Here is a 16,800-nt window from a genome sequence, read left to right as displayed (position 1 = left end):
CGTGGCTGCGCTCAGTGATGTCGAAGTCGTCGTGGTCGGCGCCGGGCCGGTCGGCCTGACCCTGGCCAACATCCTCGGCCTGCAAGGGATTCGCACCCTGGTCATCGAGGACCGCGACACCCTCATCGACTATCCCCGCGGGGTCGGCCTCGACGATGAGTCGCTGCGCACCTTCCAGGCGATCGGCCTGGTGGATGCTGTGCTGCCGCATACCGTCCCGAACCAGATCCTGCGGTTCTACGACGGCCGTCGGCGACTGCTGGCCGAAATGGCGCCTGCCGACGCCTGTTTCGGCTGGCCCAAGCGCAATGGATTCGTGCAGCCGCTGGTCGACGCCGAACTGCTGCGCGGCTTGGAACGCTTCGACCACGTCGAGGTGTTGTGGGGCCGGCCGATGACTGGGTGTGCTGAAACCGACGACGCGGTGGCGGTCAGCATCGGTGGCGACGGACCGGAACCCGAGACGGTGTCGGCTCGCTACGTGGTCGGGTGCGACGGCGGGCGCAGCGCCACCCGCCGGCTGATGGGAGTGTCCTTCGACGGCACCACCTCGTCGACGCGCTGGCTGGTGGTTGACATCGCCAATGACCCGCTCGGCCATCCCAACAGTGAAGTCGGCGCCGACCCGGCGCGCCCGTACGCATCGATCTCGATTGCGCACGGTATTCGCCGGTTCGAGTTCATGATCCACGCCCACGAGACCGATGAGCAGGCCGAGGATCCCGAATTCGTCGCGGCCATGCTGGCCCCGTTCCTGCCTTATCCGCACGACGTCGATGTGATCCGCCACCGGCTCTACACCCACCACTCCCGGATCGCCGGGGCCTTTCGGCGCGGGCGGCTGCTGTTGGCCGGCGACGCCGCGCATCTCATGCCGGTCTGGCAGGGCCAGGGCTACAACAGCGGGATCCGCGACGCGATGAACCTGGGCTGGAAGCTGGCCGCGGTGGTCCGGGGGCAGGCTCGGCCAAGCCTGCTGGACAGCTACGACACCGAGCGGCGCAAGCACGCCCGCGCGATGATCGACCTGTCCACGATGGTGGGCAAGGTGATCTCGCCGACCAACCGCCGCGTCGCGGGCCTGCGTGATCGGGTGATCCGGGCCGCCTCGGCGGTACCGACCCTCAAACGCTACGTCCTGGAGATGCGGTTCAAGCCGATGCCGCGCTATGAGCAGGGTGCAGTCGTCCATGACCAGCCACGGCGCCCCGATTCCCCGACCGGGACCCTGTTCATCCAGCCGCGCGTCGACACCCGCAGTGGCACAGACCTTCTCCTCGACGACGTGATCGGCACCGGTTTCGCGGTATTGGCCTGGAACAACAATCCCCGGGCGCTGCTCGGCGAGGAGGCGTTCGCGCGGTGGACGGCGCTGGGGGCGAGCTTCATCGCGGTGCGGCCCTCGACCCAGCTGCACTGGACCCCGTCCGGTCAGGCCGATGACCCCGCCATCACCATCGTCGGCGATCGGACCGGCGCGCTGAAAGCGTGGTTCGACCGCCACAGCGAATCGGTGCTGTTCCTGCGCCCGGACCGCTGCATCGCCGCGGCCTGCATCGCCCAGCGCGCCCCCGAAGTGAGCGCACGACTCTTTGACGTGCTGGCCGCGACCATGCAAGGGGGTGATCGCCGCGATGACACTGGCCCTGTGCTGCATGTCCCACAGTCCACTGCTGAATCTGCCGGGACCACCCCGTGAGTTGATGGACGACATCGAGGCCGCGATCGCCGACGCCGCGGCCTTCGTCGCCGACTTCGACCCGCAGCTGACGGTGATATTCGCGCCGGACCACTACAACGGGTTCTTCCTGCAACTGATGCCACCGTTCTGCATCGGCACGGCGGCCCAAGGCATCGGTGACTACGGCACGCACCTGGGGTCGCTGAACGTTCCGGCCGACATTGCGCGCGAATGCGCGGAGGCAGTGCTGGAACGCGGTGTGGACGTGTCCGTTTCGGCTTCCATGGACGTCGACCATGCCGTTGCCCAGCCTCTGGAGCGGCTGTTTGGGGACGCCGCGGCGTGCCCGGTGATCCCGATCTTCCTCAATGCCGTCGCCGCCCCGCTCGGGCCGATACACCGCGCCCGCGCGCTGGGCACCGCGGTGGGGGAGTTCCTGGCCGGCCTGGACCTGCGGGTACTGGTGGTGGGATCCGGTGGGCTCTCGCATGATCCGCCGATCCCGACATTGGCGACCGCGCCACCGATCACCCGGGACCGGATCCTGCACGGCACCGCCATGAGCGCCGAGCAGCGCCAGGCTCGCCAGGACACGGTGATCGCGGCGGCCCGCGACTTCGCGGCCGGGACGACCAATCTCGCACCGCTGAACCCCGAATTCGACGAGCGGTTCTTGTCGATCGTGGACAGCGGCCGCCTCGACGACCTCAACGACTGGTCCAACGCGTTCATCACCGAGTCCGGTGGTGGCTCCGCACACGAGATCCGCACCTGGGCAGCCGCGTTCGGTGCGCTCGCGGCGCAGGGCCACTACCGAATCACCGATCGCTACTACCGGCCGGCCCCCGAACTGATCGCCGGATTCGCCATCCGCACCGCGCAACCCACGGAGGTGATCCGGTGACCGATCCAGACCACGTCGTCGACGTGCTCATCATCGGCTCCGGCGGCGGCGGAATGACCGCGGCACTGGCCGCCGACGCCCGCGGCCTGAACACCCTGGTCGTGGAGAAGTCGCGGTACTTCGGCGGATCCACTGCGCTGTCCGGCGGCGGCATCTGGGTGCCGGGGGCGCCGTCGCAGCGCCGAGAAGGCTATGTGCCCGACCCCGACGACGTCCTCACCTACCTGCGCACCATCACCGACGGGCTGGTCAATGATGCGCGGCTGCGGCAATACGTGGATGCCGCGCCGCAGATGATGGAATTCTTGGAGGCCACCAGCTGCTGGTTCGAATTCGTCTGGAAGCCCGGTTACGCCGACTACTACCCGGAGCTGCCGGGCGGCTCAGAGCTGGGCAGCACCATCAACGTACCCGCCATCGACCTGCGCAAGCTCGGCGACGAGGAGCAGAACCTGCTGGCCCCGCTGGCGCTGGCGCCCAAGGGGATCTGGCTGGGCCCCAAGGACCTTCGGCTCTTCTACCAAGTCCGCCAGTCGTGGCGGGGCAAAGCGGTTCTGGTCAAGCTGCTGTGGCGGATGTTTCGCGCCCGGGTGTTCGGGGACCGGATGGCCGCCATCGGCCAATCGCTGGCCGCGCGGCTGCGGCTGGCCATGGTCGAACGGGACATACCGCTGTGGCTGGACGCACCGATGACCGAGCTGATCACCGACGACTCCGGGGCGGTGATCGGTGCGGTGGTGCAGCGCGACGGCGCGACACAGCGCATCGCGGCGCGCCGCGGTGTGATCCTGGCCAGCGGCGGGTTCGACCATGACTTGGCGTGGCGTCAGCAGCATCAGCCTGTGCTGGAACACGATTGGAGCTTCGGCAACCCGCTGGCCACCGGCGACGGCATCCGGGCCGGGGAACGTGTCGGCGCGGCGACCGACCTGCTCGACGAGGCCTGGTGGTTCCCGGCGGTGTGCTGGCCCGACGGGCGCCTGCAGTTCATGCTCAACGAACGCATGATGCCCTCCCAGTTCATCGTCAACGGTGCCGGCGAGCGGTTCATCAACGAAGCGGCGCCCTACATGGATTTCGCGCACGCCATGATCGCCGGCCAGCAGGCCGGTGTCACTCACATCCCATGCTGGCTGGTCACCGACCAGCGATCCTTTCACCGCTACGTCGTCGCCGGACACCTGCCGATCCCGAAGATCCCCGGCGCACCCGTGCCGACCGGGCGCCGAATACCGCAGGCCTGGCTGGACTCCGGCGTGGTGAAGGCGGCCAACTCCTTCGCGGAGCTGGCCGGTGAGATCGGCGTCCCGGCCGAAAGGCTGCGGAGCACGGCACAGCGGTTCAACGAGTTGGCCCGCGCCGGCCACGATGACGACTTCAATCGCGGCGACAGTGTCTATGACAACTACTACGGGGACCCGACGCTGCCCAACCCCAACCTGCACCCACTGGGCAAGCCGCCCTACTACGCCTTCCGCATCATCCTCGGCGATCTGGGCACCTCGGGCGGCCTGCGTACCGACGAGCACGCCCGGGTACTGCGCGCCGACGACTCGGTGATCGAGGGCCTCTACGCGGTGGGCAACACCTCGGCCCCGGTGATGGGCCGCAGCTACGCCGGCGCCGGAGCGACCATCGGCCCCGCGATGACCTTCGGTTACGTCGCCGCCCAACACCTTGCCGACATTTCTGATCGCCAGCCGTCCGCCGAATCGCAGGCTCCCAACCAATCGCCCAGGAGGTAAACCGTGAAGATCTCACTGTTCTACGAATTCGCGCTGCCGCGTCCATGGTCCGACGACGATGAACGCCAGCTGTTCTCCGACGGACTCGACGAGGTGGAGCTGGCCGACAAGGCCGGGTTCTCCACGGTCTGGCTCACCGAGCACCACTTCCTGGAGGAGTACTGCCACGCCACCGCGCCGGAGATGTTCTTGGCCGCGGCCAGCCAGCGGACCAAGAACATCCGGCTCGGTTTCGGGATCATGCACCTGCCCCCGGTGGTCAACCACCCCGCCCGGGTGGCCGAGCGGGTCGCCACCTTGGACCTGCTCTCCGGTGGCCGGGTCGAATTCGGCACCGGAGAGGGATCCTCGATCGCCGAGCTCGGCGGATTCGGGATCGACCCGGCCGACAAGCGCACCCAGTGGGAGGAAGCACTCGAGGTCTCGATCCGCTGCATGACCGAGGAGCCGTTTACCGGCTTTGACGGCCAGCACGTGCAGATGCCGGCCCGCAACGTGGTGCCCAAGCCGCTGCAGAAGCCGCATCCGCCGGTCTGGGTGGCCTGCACCCGGCCGGCTTCGGTGCAGATGGCCGCGACTAAGTGCATCGGTGCACTGAGTTTCGCCTACACCGGTCCCGGCCCGCTGGCCGAGCGGGTCAACGGCTACTACAAGGAACTCGAAGAGAACGGCGTCCCGGTCACCCCCCAGGTGAACCCCAACATCCTGGCCATCGGCGGCGACCTGTCGATGATGGTGGCCCCCACCGACGAGCAGGCCATCGCACGCCTCGGGGTCGGCGGCGGATTCTTCTCGTTCGGGATCATGCACTACTACATGACCGGCGAGCACACCCCGGGCCGAACCGGGGTCTGGAACCGCTACCTCGAAGAAGTGGAAAAGGATCCGACGCTGGCCTATGGACCGGGCCGCGGGGCAATCGGAAGCCCTGCGACCGCACGGGAGTTCCTGCGTGGCTATGAGGAGAGCGGCGTCGACGAGCTCATCCTGTTGCTCAACCCGCGCAGCCACGAGGCGACCATGGAGGCCATCGAACTGATGGGCAAAGAGGTGCTGCCGGAGTTCATCGAACGCGACGAGAAGGCAGTTGCCGAGAAGGCCAAGCGTCTTGAACCGGTGCTGGAGAAGCTGGAGTCCCGCCGACAAGCCTCCACCGCACCGGCATTCGACGAGTCCTACTCGTTCGGCGGATTGCCGACCGGTCGAGGCGGCACGTTCACCGCCACCGAGATCCCCGAGGCGATGGCCGAGATGAACGAGGGTCGGGTGCAGGCTGCGCAACTTGCCCGGGAAGAGCGAGAAGAGCGGGAACGCGGCCAGCAGTGAGCGCGCCGTCTGGACTGTGGCGCTACGACGGTCGACGAGCCGTGGTCACCGGCTGCGCGTCGGGAATCGGCGCGGCGCTGGTGACGCAGCTCGGTGAACTCGGGGCGCAGGTCGTCGGCTTGGACCGGGTCGAGCCTGCGGCAAGCGTCGACGAATTTCACGCGACGGATCTGTCTGATCCGGCGTCCATCGATCACGCCGCCGCAGCGATCCGGGCGGCGGGATACGTTGATGCGCTGTTCAACGTCGCCGGGGTCTCCTCGGGCATCGGTGACCCCGAGCGGGTGGTCACGATCAACTTTCTGGGCTTGCGTCACCTCACCGAATCACTGTTGCCGGCGATGCCGGCGGGGTCGGCGGTCGCCAATGTGTCCTCGCTGGCTGCGGCGGCCTACCGTGAGAACGTCCAGACCACGGTCGGCCTGTTGAACTCCCAAGGCATGGCTGCCGGATTACAGTGGTGCCGTGCAAATCCCGCCGCGCTTGCCGACGGCGGCTACCGGCTGTCCAAAGAGGCCATCATCCTCTACGGCATGCTCCGCGCCGAACCCCTGGCGCAACGCGGAATCCGGATCAACTGCACCGCGCCCGGCGTCACCGAAACCCCGATCCTCGATCAACTGCGCGGCAGTTACGGGCAGGACTTTCTCGACGACATTCCCAAACCGCTGGGGCGGGTCGCCAGCGCCGAAGAACAAGCTGCACCACTGGTGTTTCTGAACAGTCCGGCGGCCGGCTACATCACCGGCCAGGTGCTCTGGGTCGATGGCGGCAACATCAGCGGCCGGGCCGCCGCCGCCCTGACGGACGGATCGGCGCCGTGGCCGGCCTGACCGAGTTCCGGCGGGTGGCCGAGTCGGTCCGCAACTGGGGGCGCTGGGGCGACGCCGACGAACTGGGCACCCTCAACCTCATCACACCGCAGAAGGTTGCCGAGGCCGCCGGCCTGGTTCGGCACGGCAAGGTGTTCCCGCTCGGGGTGGATTTCGGGTCCTCGGGACCGCAGGGCGCGCTCCAGTTCCGGCACAACCCGATTCACGTGATGACCGTCGACGGCGGCGACGTGAGCACGCTGGCGCAATACGGCCCGGAATGGCACCGCAACATCGTGGCGCAGCAGCTGGGCGAGTTCTTCGTCGACAACCCATTCCGGTTCAACGACGACATGATCGTGATGCCGCTGCAGGCCGCCAGCCAGTGGGATGCGCTCTCGCACGTCTATTACGACGACCAGCTCTACAACGGCTTCCCGGCAGCCTCGGTGACCAGCCAGGGCGCCTACCACTGCGGTATCGACAAAGTCGACGGCAAGGGGATCACCTCGCGTGGTGTTCTTCTCGATGTGGTCGCGCACCGCGGCGCGGACACCTTCCTGCCCTTGGGTATCCCGATCACCCCCGAGGAACTCGACGAAGTCGCCCGCGCCCAGAATGTCAGCGTCGAACCCGGCGACATCGTGGTGGTTCGAACCGGTTGGTGGGAAAGGTTTTCGGTGACCGGCAACGGCGCTGAACCGGGCGCCGGATTGGACTGGCGGTGCGCCTCCTGGCTGCACGCCCACGACGTTGCCGCGGTGGCCGCCGACAACCTGATGGTCGAAGACCCGGTCTCCGGCGTCGAGGGAACATATCTGCCCCTGCACATGCTGTGCCTGCGCGACATGGGATTGATGCTCGGGGAGTACTGGGACCTCGGCGCACTGGCCGCGGATTGCGCCGCCGACGGCCGTTACGAATTCCAACTGGTGGCGCCGCCCCTGCGGGTGACCGGCGGAGTCGGGTCACCGGTGAACCCGATCGCGATCAAATAGCCCGGGGCAGGAGCATCATGCGATTCGTCTTCGTGCACGGTGGATTTCACGCCACTACGACCCGGCCGATCGGCCCGCTGATCCCCGACTGAGGAGCCCACGTGCTGATCACGCGCAAGACCGTCGTCGTGGACGGCCTGAGCACTTCCTACCTGGAATCGGGTGACCCGTTCGCCCCGGCGCTGGTGCTGCTTCACGGCGGCGAGTTCGGTGCCGGCGCTGAGATCGGCTGGGAACACACCATCCCCGCACTGGCCGAGCGCTATCGGGTACTCGCGCCGGACCTGCTCGGGTTCGGGGAGTCGGCCAAGGTCCTCGACTTCAACGACGGGCGCGGAATGCGGATTCGCCACGTCGCGCGGTTCTGCGCGACGCTGGGAGTCGAATCGGCGGATTTCGTGGGCAATTCGATGGGCGCCATCATGCTGCTGGTCGACACCACGTCGGAGGCGCCGCTGTTGCCGGTGCGGCGACTGGTCGCCATCTGCGGTGGCGGAGAGATCCAGCAGAACGAACACATGGCCGCGCTCTACGACTACGACGCGACGGTGCCCGCCATGCGCCGGATCGTGGCCGCGCTGTTTCACGACCCGGCCTATCCTGACGACGACGACTACGTACGGCGGCGGTACGTTTCGAGCATCGCACCCGGCGCATGGGAGGCGGTAGCGGCGGCGCGCTTCCGCCGGCCCGGCGCCGAGACCCCACCGCCGGCGTCGAGCGACCGTGCCTACGAACGCATTTCAGTACCGACGTTGGTAATTGAAGGTGCCGGCGACAAGCTGCTCCCGCCGGGGTGGTCGGCGCAGATCGTCGACAAGATCCCCGGCGGGCGCGCCGTCGTCGTGGAGGGTGCCGGCCACTGCCCGCAGATCGAACAGGCCGAACAGGTCAACGGCTTACTGCTGGACTTCTTTGCCGGGTGATCAGCCGCCCGTGACCTAATTAGTTGTCGGTGGTGCTTGCGGTTGGAATGGTGAGTACCACCACCATTGGGCGCGTTCGCCGGTGGGCCCGGAACATGCTGCCACCGTGGGTCGCGGTTGCTTGGGTGGGCGGGCCAGCGATGCGGCGCTCAGTGGTCGGTCGGTGTTGTCGGTGACGGTGAGGTGGGTGGCTGGCCCGGTGATGGTGATGATGCCCCGGTGGTGCAGCCGATGGTGATACGGGCAGACCAGCACCAGGTTGGGCAGTTCGGTTTCGCCGCCGTCTTCCCAGTGCCGGATGTGATGGGCGTGCAGCCCTCGAGTGGCCCCGCAGCCGGGAACCACGCAGCAGCGGTCGCGGTGCTCAATGGCCCGTCGAAGCCGGCGGCTGATCCCGCGGGTCGTGCGGCCGGCGCCGATGGGTTCGCCATTGCGCTCGAACCACACCTCAAAGCGGGCGTCGCACAGCAGGTATCGGCGTTCTTCGTCCGACAGCAGCGGCCCCAGGTGCAGTGCCGCGGCCCGGTCGTTGATGTCGAGGTGCGCCACCACGGTGGTGTGCTGCCCGTGGGGCCGGCGGGCTGCCGCCGCATCCCATCCAGCCTCGACCAGACGCAGAAACGCGTCAGCCGTAGTCGGCAACGGAGGCGCCTGATCTATTGCGCGGCCATCGTGGTCGTGTTTCCACTCGGCCATCAGGGCGTCCAGGTGAGACCGCAGTGCCGCATCGAACTTCGCCGCGTTGAGGTGATCGAGTTTGATCCGCCAGCAGCTACCCTGCTCGTCGCCGGTCTTGGTGATCGAGCACGCCGGCTCAGGCCGGTGATCGGGTTCGGGTCGCGGTTCCAGTTTGACTGCGGTGCGCAGCTGGTTGACCGTGGCCACGCCGGCCAGCTGTGCGTAGTGCTCGTCGGAGCCGTCGGCGGCCCGCCCTGCGATCACCCCGACCTGATCGAGTGACACGCGACCTTCCCGCATGCCCTGGACGCAGCGGGGAAACTCGTCGGCTCGATGGGCCACCGTTGCGATGGTGTGGGCGTTGCCCGGTGACACCCCGGTCTTCCAGGCCAGCAGCGCAGCGACAGACCGCGCTCCGGTACCACCCCACAGCTCGTCTCGCTCGATCTCGGCGGCGATGTCCACGATGCGTCCATCGATCGCGTTGCGCTGACCACACAACTCGGCCAGCTCCTCGAAGAGCACCTCAAGGCGCGTGCCGCCTCGCGCTTCGGCACTGGCTGACGGTGCGATCGAGGGCATAGCCAAAGCATTGCAGAGGGGTCTGACATGTTGTGCTGCCGAATCTGCGCGGGTTGCAAAACGCTTCTGCGCCAGGTGATCAACCGACCTGGTGGCGGCCCGGGGAATTGGTGAACCAGACGTTCTCCTCGCGCAGATGTGCGCTACGCCAACCGCCGCCGGTGCGGACCAGCTCGTGGTGGTAGTAGCCACCGCAGTGGCTCAAGCCCGTCATTCCGGGCAGCTGCATGGGGTTGTAGAACATCGCCCGTGCGAGCGCGGAATCGGCAGTGTGATCCAGGATCTCGATGTTGGTGATGTAGTGCATCGACATCGGAATCGACGCAAAACCGGTCGCCAACCAGTCGGCGACTTCGTCACGCGTGCCGCAGATCGCGCCCGCTGATGAGTAGTCGATGACGGCCTCTTCGGTGAACACCGACCGATACAGCGTCCAGTCCTTGGTGTCCACGGCTCGGGCGTAGCGGTAGAGCAGCGCGGCGATCTCCAGCCGGTCGTCGGTCGAGACGGGGCCTGTCATGCTGCCGACTTTAGGTCGCCCGACCATTTAATTCAGTCGCTTGACTGAACCCGGACCAACGGGTTGAGTCGATCACGGACGTGGTCCGCAGCGGAAGGGTGCAGATGGGCAACGAATTGACCGGCAAGGTGGCAATCGTCACCGGAGGTGCATCGGGTATCGGCCGCGGGATCGCCGAGCGATTCCTCGCCGAGGGAGCGCGCGTCGTCATCGCCGACATGGATCGCGAACGCGGCGAAGCGCTCGCGGGCCAACTCGGTGCGGAGGCGATCTTCCGGGTCGCCGATGTCTCTGACCCGGCCCAAGTGGGCGCCCTGGTCGAATCGGCCGTCGAGATGTTCGGCGGACTGGACATCATGGTCAACAACGCCGGGGTCTCGGGCACCATGCACAACAGGTTTCTCGACGACGACCTGGCTGACTTTCACCGCATCATGGCGGTCAACGTGCTCGGTGTGATGGCCGGTACTCGCGACGCCGCCCGGTACATGTCCAAAGCCGGCGGCGGGTCGATCCTCAATCTGACCTCGATCGGCGGGATTCAGGCCGGCGGCGGGGTGATGACCTACCGCGCGTCGAAAGCCGCGGTCATCCAGTTCACCAAATCCGCGGCGATTGAGCTGGCCCACTACGACATCCGGGTCAATGCCATTGCGCCCGGCAACGTTCCGACGCCGTTCGTGGCGTCGTCGGCGGCGGCGAACCTGGATCCGGAGGACCTGGAACGGTACGAAGCGGCGATTCGCGAGACGATGCGGGCCGACCGGCCGCTGAAGCGGGAGGGGACCGCGGCTGACGTCGCCGAAGCTGCGCTCTACCTCGCCGGTGAGCGCTCCCGGTACGTGACGGGCGTGGTGCTGCCGGTGGACGGCGGAACCGTCGCAGGCAAGGCGATCCGTCGCCGCAGCAAGCCGGCGGATGCCGCAAAAAATTAAATCAATCGCTTGACTTAAACCGTGAACCGCGGTTGACTGACGCCGTGACCACCGCTGATCGGGCCGTGCGGGCTGAACGAGCCAGCAGCACGCGGGAAGCGATCCTGACCGCGGCCGAACGGCTGTTCGCCGAACACGGGGTATTCGCGGTCTCCAACCGGCAGGTCAGCGAAGCCGCCGGACAGGGCAACAACGCCGCCGTCGGATACCACTTCGGCACCAAGACCGACCTGGTCCGCGAGATCGAGCGCCGCCACCGAGTGCCGGTCGAGCGGCTGCGCGAAGAGATGGTGTCGGACGCGTCGGATTCCACCGAACTGCGCCACTGGGTGTCCTGCCTGGTCCGTCCACTCACCGATCACCTTGCCGCGCTAGGCAATCCGACCTGGTATGCGCGATTTGCTGCGCAGGTGATGGCCGATCCGGCCTACCACAACATCGTCGTCAAGGACGCGCTGAGTTCGCCGTCGCTGGTGCAGGTCGTCGATGGCATCAACACCTGCCTGCCGGATCTTCCACTGCGGGTCCACCAGGCCCGCAACGTGATGGCCCGAAACCTGTTGATGCACACCTGCGCCGAACACGAGCGCGCGCTGGCATCTGGAGCGTCGGCATCCGCCAGCTGGACCGAAGCCGGATCCGACCTGATCGACGCAATCGTGGGTCTGTGGCTCGCTCCGGTCACCGGAGCTCAGGGAGGCCCGCAATGAAAGTGACCGTCGACCAAGACATCTGCGCGTCCTCGGGGCAGTGCGTGGGGTTTGCGTCCCGGGTGTTCGACCAGCGTGATGAGGACGGTGTCGTCGTCCTGCTCGATGATTCCCCGCCGCAGGAGTTGGCCGACGCCGTGCACCAGGCGGCCCAAGTCTGTCCGTCCGGAGCCATCAAGATCGTCGAGGAGTGAGCGTGACCGAAGCGTCCACCATTGCCAGCACTGCAACGCCGGAGTATCCGATGAGCCGCGACGGCCGGTGCCCGTTCGCGCCGCCGCCGGAGACCATGGCGCTGGCCGCACAGCGGCCGCTGAGCCGGGTGCGGATCTGGGACGGCAGCACCCCGTGGCTGATCACCGGCTATGAGGCGGTGCGCACCCTGTTCTCCGATCCCCGCGTGAGCGTCGACGACCACCAGCCCGGGTTCCCGCACTGGAACGAGATGATGCGCGCCAGCGTCGACCACCGACCCAAGTCGGTGTTCACCACCGACGGCGCCGAACACATCCGGTACCGGCGGATTCTGTCCCCGGCTCTGACCATGAAACGGGTCGACGCCTTGGCCCCGGTCGCGCAACGCATCACCGACGAACACATCGACGCGATCCTGGCCGGACCGCAACCGGCCGACCTGATCGAGGGATTCGCGTTGCCGATTCCCTCCCTGGTCATCAGCGAACTGCTCGGCGTGCCCTATGAGGACCACGAGTTCTTCCAGCAGCACGCCACCATGGGCGTGGACCGCAACGCCACCTCCGACGACCTCGCCGAGGGCGCCACCGGACTCTCCAAGTACCTGGTCCAGCTACTGGAGACCCGCATGGCCGAGCCGACCGACGACATGGTCTCCGACTTGGGCAAGCGGGTGAAAAACGGTGAGCTGTCGGTGCGCGAGGCCACCCAGCTGGGCACCGGGATGCTCATCGCCGGGCACGAGACCACCGCGAACATGATCGGCCTGGGCATCGTGGCGTTGCTACACGAACCCGACAAGATCGCCGAGAAGACAGCGGTGTTCCGCGGCAACGACGACGCCGCGATCGCCAACGCGATCGAGGAACTGCTGCGCTACCTGTCGATCATCCACACCGGCCAGCGCCGGGTGGCCCTCGAGGACATCGAGATCGGCGGCGAGACCATTCGCGCCGGTGAGGGCATCATCATCGACTTGGCGCCGGCCAACTGGGATGCCTCGGTCTTCCCCGATCCGGATGCGCTCGACCTGGCGCGCCCGGCCCGCCAGCACATGGCGTTCGGGTTTGGCCCGCACCAGTGCGTCGGTCAGCAGCTGGCCCGCGCCGAGATGGTGATCGCCTTCCGCACCCTGTTCCAGCGCATCCCCACCCTGAAGCTGGCGGTGGACATCGACGAGATCCCGTTCAAGAACGACCGGCTCGCCTACGGCGTCTACGAACTCCCCGTCACCTGGTAACCGCCCGATTGGAAGTGGATTGACATGGCCAGCACACCAACTGAAGCCGCCGCGTTTCACAGCACAGCGTTCTATCCCGCCGGCGGCTACGGGGCGCCCAAGGACCGTCATGGGCGCGCCGGTGCGGGCATAGCTGGTGTCGGCCTCCCGGCCGGTACCGAAGTGTTCTCCGCCGACAACCACATCTCGATCGCCGACGACATCTTCTACCAACGGTTCCCCGAGGACCTCAAGGACAAGGCACCCCGCATCTGGTACGAAGACGGCGCGTACATGGTCGGCCGCAAGGGGCAGTCGTTCCTGCCGGGCGACTTCTCGGCGGTGCTCATGCAATACGACGATCTGGCCGGTGCGGCCAGCAGCAATATCGAGGCCCGGATCGCCGAGCTGGCCACCGACGGCGTCGACAAGGAACTGGCGTTCCCCAACGCTGTCCTCGCTTTGTTTCACTTCCCCGACAAAGAGCTGCGGGAGCGGGTTTTCCGCATCTACAACGAGTACATGGCCGAGTTGCAGGAGCGGTCGAACGGCCACTTCTACGGGGTGGGCCTGATCAACTGGTGGGACCCCGCCGGCACCAGGCGCACCGTGGAAGAGTGTAAGGCGCTGGGGCTCAAGACGTTCCTGCTGCCGCTGAACCCCGGCAAGGACGACGACGGCAACATCATCGATTTCGGTGCCCGGGCGATGGATCCGGTCTGGGATGAGATCGAGCAGGCCGGGCTACCGATCACCCATCACATCGGTGAAACCCCGCCGAAGACGCCCTGCGAGGTCAACAGCGTCGTGGTGGGCATGATGGTCAATGTCGACTCGTTCCGCGAACAGTTCGCCAAATACATCTTCTCCGGCATCCTGGACCGTCACCCGGGCCTGCGGATCGGCTGGTTCGAAGGCGGGATCGCCTGGGTTCCCACCGCTTTGCAGGACGCCGAACACCTGCTGGCCTCCTATCAGCACATGTTCACCCATCAACTGCAGCACGACATCCGGCACTACTGGGACACCCACATGAGCGCGTCGTTCATGGTCGACCCGCTCGGCCTGCGACTGATCGATCAGATCGGGGTGGACAAGGTGATGTGGTCGTCGGACTACCCGCACAACGAGAGCACCTTTGGCTACTCGGAGAAGTCCTTGGCCAACGTTGTCGCAGCCCTGGGACCGCAGGACGCGGCGAAAGTGGTGAGCAGCAACATCAAAGCATTCCTGGGTGTCTGATGGCGGCTGCCGCGGCAACGCTGTCGGCCGTGGCCGGCGGCGTAGAGATCGCAGAAGCTCCGGACCGGACGCGGCTGCGTCGGGAGACCGGCGCGCGGCTGCGGGCGGCGATGGCCGAGCGGGGTATCGACGCCCTGGTGTTGCTGGGCAATGACACCGTCACCTATGCCACCGGTACCAGCTGGCGACTGGGTGACGCAGGTCTGTCCCACATCGATCGACCGGTCGCCGTGGTGCTTGCCGACGACCCGTGGCCGCATCTGTTCGCACCTGTGCGGAACGCCTGGGAATCCGATCTGGCCGCCGATCACCTGCACCCGCCGGCGTTCCTCGAATGCGACGAAGGTGTCGACCAATTCGCCCGAGGCATCGCCGAGCTGATCCCGGGCAGCGCCGTAGTCGGGGTCGACGAGTGCACCGGTGCCATGCGGCGCGCCCAGGAGCGGCTGTTCGCGGCGCGCCGGCCGGTCGATGCGGCGCAGGTGGTCAACGCCGCCAAGTTGACCAAGACCACCGATGAACTGTCGTGTATCCGGACCGCATGCCGGATCACCGGGCGGGTGATGGGCGAGGTGCGGGCGCGGCTGAGTCCCGGCGTCCGGCAGCGGGACCTGTCCGCGCACTTCCTGCGGCGCGCTTTCGAATTCGGTGCCGACGCCATCATGCTGGAGCCGGTCTGGCAGGTGATGCCCGGCGGCCGAGCTCTGTCGATGACGGCTGCCGGCCGTGAGCTGTCCGTCGGCGACGTGGTGTGGTCGGACGCCTCGATCAGCTACGGCGGATATTGCTCGGCCTTCGGTCATACCTGGCTCGTCGGCACCGACCCGACACCACGCCAGCAGGCGCAGTTTCGACAGTGGCAGGCGGTTCTGTCCGCCGTGCTAGACGTGACGCGGGCCGGTGTCACCGCCGGAGATCTGGCCCGAGTGGCCACTGCCGCCAACGGCGGACGGCGGCCGTGGCTGCCGCACGGCCACCTCGGCCACGGACTTGGGGTGACCGCCGGCGAAGCGCCGATGATCGGCACCGACCTGGGTGCCGAATTCGACGAGAACTTCGTGTTCGAGCCGGGCATGGTGCTGGTGCTGGAGCCGAGGGTGTGGCAGGACGGCACCAGCGGATACCGTCGCAAGCATGTCGTGGTGATCACCGAGGACGGCTTCCTCTCCTTGACCGACGACCCCCGGACGCCGTATGCGTACTGAGGTTGCGCCGGATGCGCTGGCGCTGAGCTGCGGGCGACGTGAGCGCGCGCTGGCTCAGATGGAAGCCCACGACCTCGATGTGCTGGTGTTGGGGCGCCAGGCCAACGTCCGCTACCTCACCGGCACTCCCCAGCGCTGGATGGCGGGCACCCGCTCGTTTGCACCCAACTGCGTGCTGGTGCGCGCGAGCGGCGCGGTTCACCTGCTGAGCTCCTCCGGCCACGGTGCGGCCGAGGACATTCCGCATGATCACCTGAACGAGATTTCGTGGAATCCGACGAACATCATCGCCGCACTGGCGCATCTCGACGGGGCACTGAGCGCACGACGGGTCGGAACCGATGCGATGTCACCGATGTTCGCCCAACTGCTCCCGCTGGCCTTCCCGCAAGCCGAACTTGTCGACGGGGAACCCGCCATGCGGGCCGCCCGGTCCATCAAGACCGCCGAGGAAGTCGCGGCGCTGCGCAGCGCGGTGGCGGTCGCTGAGTCGGCGTTGGCAGTGGCGGCGGGCGCCGTGGACGACGGTGTCAGCGAACAGACGTTGGTCGGGGTGCTGATGGAGGCGATGAGCGCGGGAGGGGACAGCACCCCGGCCAACCAAGACGTCGTCTGGGTGACCTCCCGGGAACACCCGTGGCGGCATGCGGGTGGAGGCGGCCGGGTCCGGGCCGGGGACCTGGTAGCGATCTCGGCGGCTGTGCTCGCCGACGGCTACCTCGGAGAGGTGGGACGCACCTTCGCGGTCGGCGGCAGTCCCGACACCAGGACCGCTGCACTCTACCGGCGCTGGGATGTGTTGTGGGAGAAACTGTCCGGTGCCTGCCGGCCCGGAGCCTCCGGCAGTGCGCTGCTGAGTGCCTACGCCGACGCCGGGGAACCGCTGCCGCCGGTCCCGGTGGCGCATGGTCTGGGGCTGGGATTCGACCCGCCGGTGGTATCGGCGCACCTGCCACAGACCGCGGCGTCCGGACGGCTGGAGCCGGGCATGGTGCTGGCCGTCACCGGTTATGTGTTCGAACCCGGGCTGGGTGCGGTATTGGGGCGCGAGACCGTACTGATCACCGAGGACGGCCACGAAGTTTTGACCACCAGACCTTCCAATTAGAGGAGCAGTTCGCG

The 16,800-nt window shown here is 67.3% G+C and carries 16 protein-coding genes; 14 read left to right on the top strand and 2 right to left on the bottom strand.

The genetic code is table 11. From position 1 onward, the window contains the following. The first annotated feature begins 1 nt into the window (after position 1). From MJO54_RS19540 to MJO54_RS19510, 7 genes are all read left to right on the top strand, one after another. Positions 2-1,699: a bifunctional 3-(3-hydroxy-phenyl)propionate/3-hydroxycinnamic acid hydroxylase gene (locus tag MJO54_RS19540; protein ID WP_240175357.1), complete on the top strand. Its 1,698-nt coding sequence runs from the start codon at positions 2-4 to the stop codon at positions 1,697-1,699. Next, on the top strand, positions 1,635-2,585 hold the full coding sequence (locus tag MJO54_RS19535; RefSeq protein ID WP_082108368.1) for a 3-carboxyethylcatechol 2,3-dioxygenase: 951 nt from the start codon (positions 1,635-1,637) through the stop codon (positions 2,583-2,585). The genes MJO54_RS19540 and MJO54_RS19535 overlap by 65 nt, the downstream gene beginning before the upstream one ends. Next, positions 2,582-4,330 carry an FAD-binding protein gene (locus MJO54_RS19530; RefSeq protein ID WP_259602750.1) on the top strand — a complete coding sequence of 583 codons (1,749 nt, stop codon included), beginning with the start codon at positions 2,582-2,584 and terminating at the stop codon, positions 4,328-4,330. Before MJO54_RS19535 ends, MJO54_RS19530 begins: the two co-directional genes overlap by 4 nt. Positions 4,331-4,333: 3 nt before the next feature. Further along, a complete protein-coding gene (locus MJO54_RS19525; protein WP_240175356.1) occupies positions 4,334-5,656 on the top strand; it encodes an LLM class flavin-dependent oxidoreductase in 1,323 nt (440 codons plus the stop codon). Continuing rightward, positions 5,653-6,489, top strand: a complete 837-nt coding sequence (locus tag MJO54_RS19520) for a coniferyl-alcohol dehydrogenase (protein WP_240175355.1) — start codon at positions 5,653-5,655, stop codon at positions 6,487-6,489. Before MJO54_RS19525 ends, MJO54_RS19520 begins: the two co-directional genes overlap by 4 nt. Further along, the gene (locus MJO54_RS19515; protein ID WP_240175354.1) at positions 6,477-7,466 is read left to right on the top strand and encodes a cyclase family protein; all 990 of its coding nucleotides are present in this window, start codon (positions 6,477-6,479) and stop codon (positions 7,464-7,466) included. The genes MJO54_RS19520 and MJO54_RS19515 overlap by 13 nt, the downstream gene beginning before the upstream one ends. A 101-nt stretch (positions 7,467-7,567) precedes the next feature. Further along, positions 7,568-8,392: an alpha/beta fold hydrolase gene (locus MJO54_RS19510; RefSeq protein ID WP_046285787.1), complete on the top strand. Its 825-nt coding sequence runs from the start codon at positions 7,568-7,570 to the stop codon at positions 8,390-8,392. Positions 8,393-8,407: 15 nt separating this feature from the next. On the opposite strand, the gene MJO54_RS19505 is transcribed toward MJO54_RS19510, so the two are convergent. After that, positions 8,408-9,652, bottom strand: coding sequence for an HNH endonuclease signature motif containing protein (locus tag MJO54_RS19505; protein WP_046285786.1), 1,245 nt, complete (start codon positions 9,650-9,652; stop codon positions 8,408-8,410). A 79-nt stretch (positions 9,653-9,731) separates the two neighbouring features. After that, entirely contained in the window at positions 9,732-10,172 is a 441-nt protein-coding gene (locus tag MJO54_RS19500) for a nuclear transport factor 2 family protein (protein ID WP_240175353.1), read from the bottom strand. A gap of 104 nt (positions 10,173-10,276) precedes the next feature. Here MJO54_RS19500 and MJO54_RS19495 point away from each other — a divergent pair, with 104 nt between their 5' ends. The 7 genes from MJO54_RS19495 to MJO54_RS19465 are packed head-to-tail and all read left to right on the top strand — an operon-like array spanning position 10,277 to position 16,786. Beyond that, positions 10,277-11,107, top strand: coding sequence for an SDR family NAD(P)-dependent oxidoreductase (locus tag MJO54_RS19495; RefSeq protein ID WP_240175352.1), 831 nt, complete (start codon positions 10,277-10,279; stop codon positions 11,105-11,107). 44 nt (positions 11,108-11,151) lie between these two features. Beyond that, positions 11,152-11,817, top strand: a complete 666-nt coding sequence (locus MJO54_RS19490) for a TetR/AcrR family transcriptional regulator (protein WP_046285783.1) — start codon at positions 11,152-11,154, stop codon at positions 11,815-11,817. Continuing rightward, positions 11,814-12,011, top strand: a complete 198-nt coding sequence (locus MJO54_RS19485; protein ID WP_240175351.1) for a ferredoxin — start codon at positions 11,814-11,816, stop codon at positions 12,009-12,011. The genes MJO54_RS19490 and MJO54_RS19485 overlap by 4 nt, the downstream gene beginning before the upstream one ends. 50 nt (positions 12,012-12,061) lie before the next feature. After that, a complete protein-coding gene (locus MJO54_RS19480; RefSeq protein ID WP_082108367.1) occupies positions 12,062-13,252 on the top strand; it encodes a cytochrome P450 in 1,191 nt (396 codons plus the stop codon). 24 nt (positions 13,253-13,276) lie between these two features. Next, entirely contained in the window at positions 13,277-14,473 is a 1,197-nt protein-coding gene (locus tag MJO54_RS19475) for an amidohydrolase family protein (protein ID WP_046285780.1), read from the top strand. Then, complete coding sequence (locus MJO54_RS19470) at positions 14,473-15,678, top strand: M24 family metallopeptidase (RefSeq protein WP_065153078.1); 1,206 nt, start codon at positions 14,473-14,475, stop codon at positions 15,676-15,678. The genes MJO54_RS19475 and MJO54_RS19470 overlap by 1 nt, the downstream gene beginning before the upstream one ends. Next, positions 15,668-16,786, top strand: coding sequence for a M24 family metallopeptidase (locus MJO54_RS19465; protein WP_105294611.1), 1,119 nt, complete (start codon positions 15,668-15,670; stop codon positions 16,784-16,786). Before MJO54_RS19470 ends, MJO54_RS19465 begins: the two co-directional genes overlap by 11 nt. Positions 16,787-16,800 lie beyond the last annotated feature (14 nt).

The sequence above is a fragment of the Mycolicibacter virginiensis genome (genome assembly GCF_022374935.2).
Lineage (GTDB): Bacteria > Actinomycetota > Actinomycetes > Mycobacteriales > Mycobacteriaceae > Mycobacterium > Mycobacterium virginiense.
Note: the sequence above shows the minus strand (reverse complement) of the source record. Positions and strands in the feature narration are given on the sequence as shown.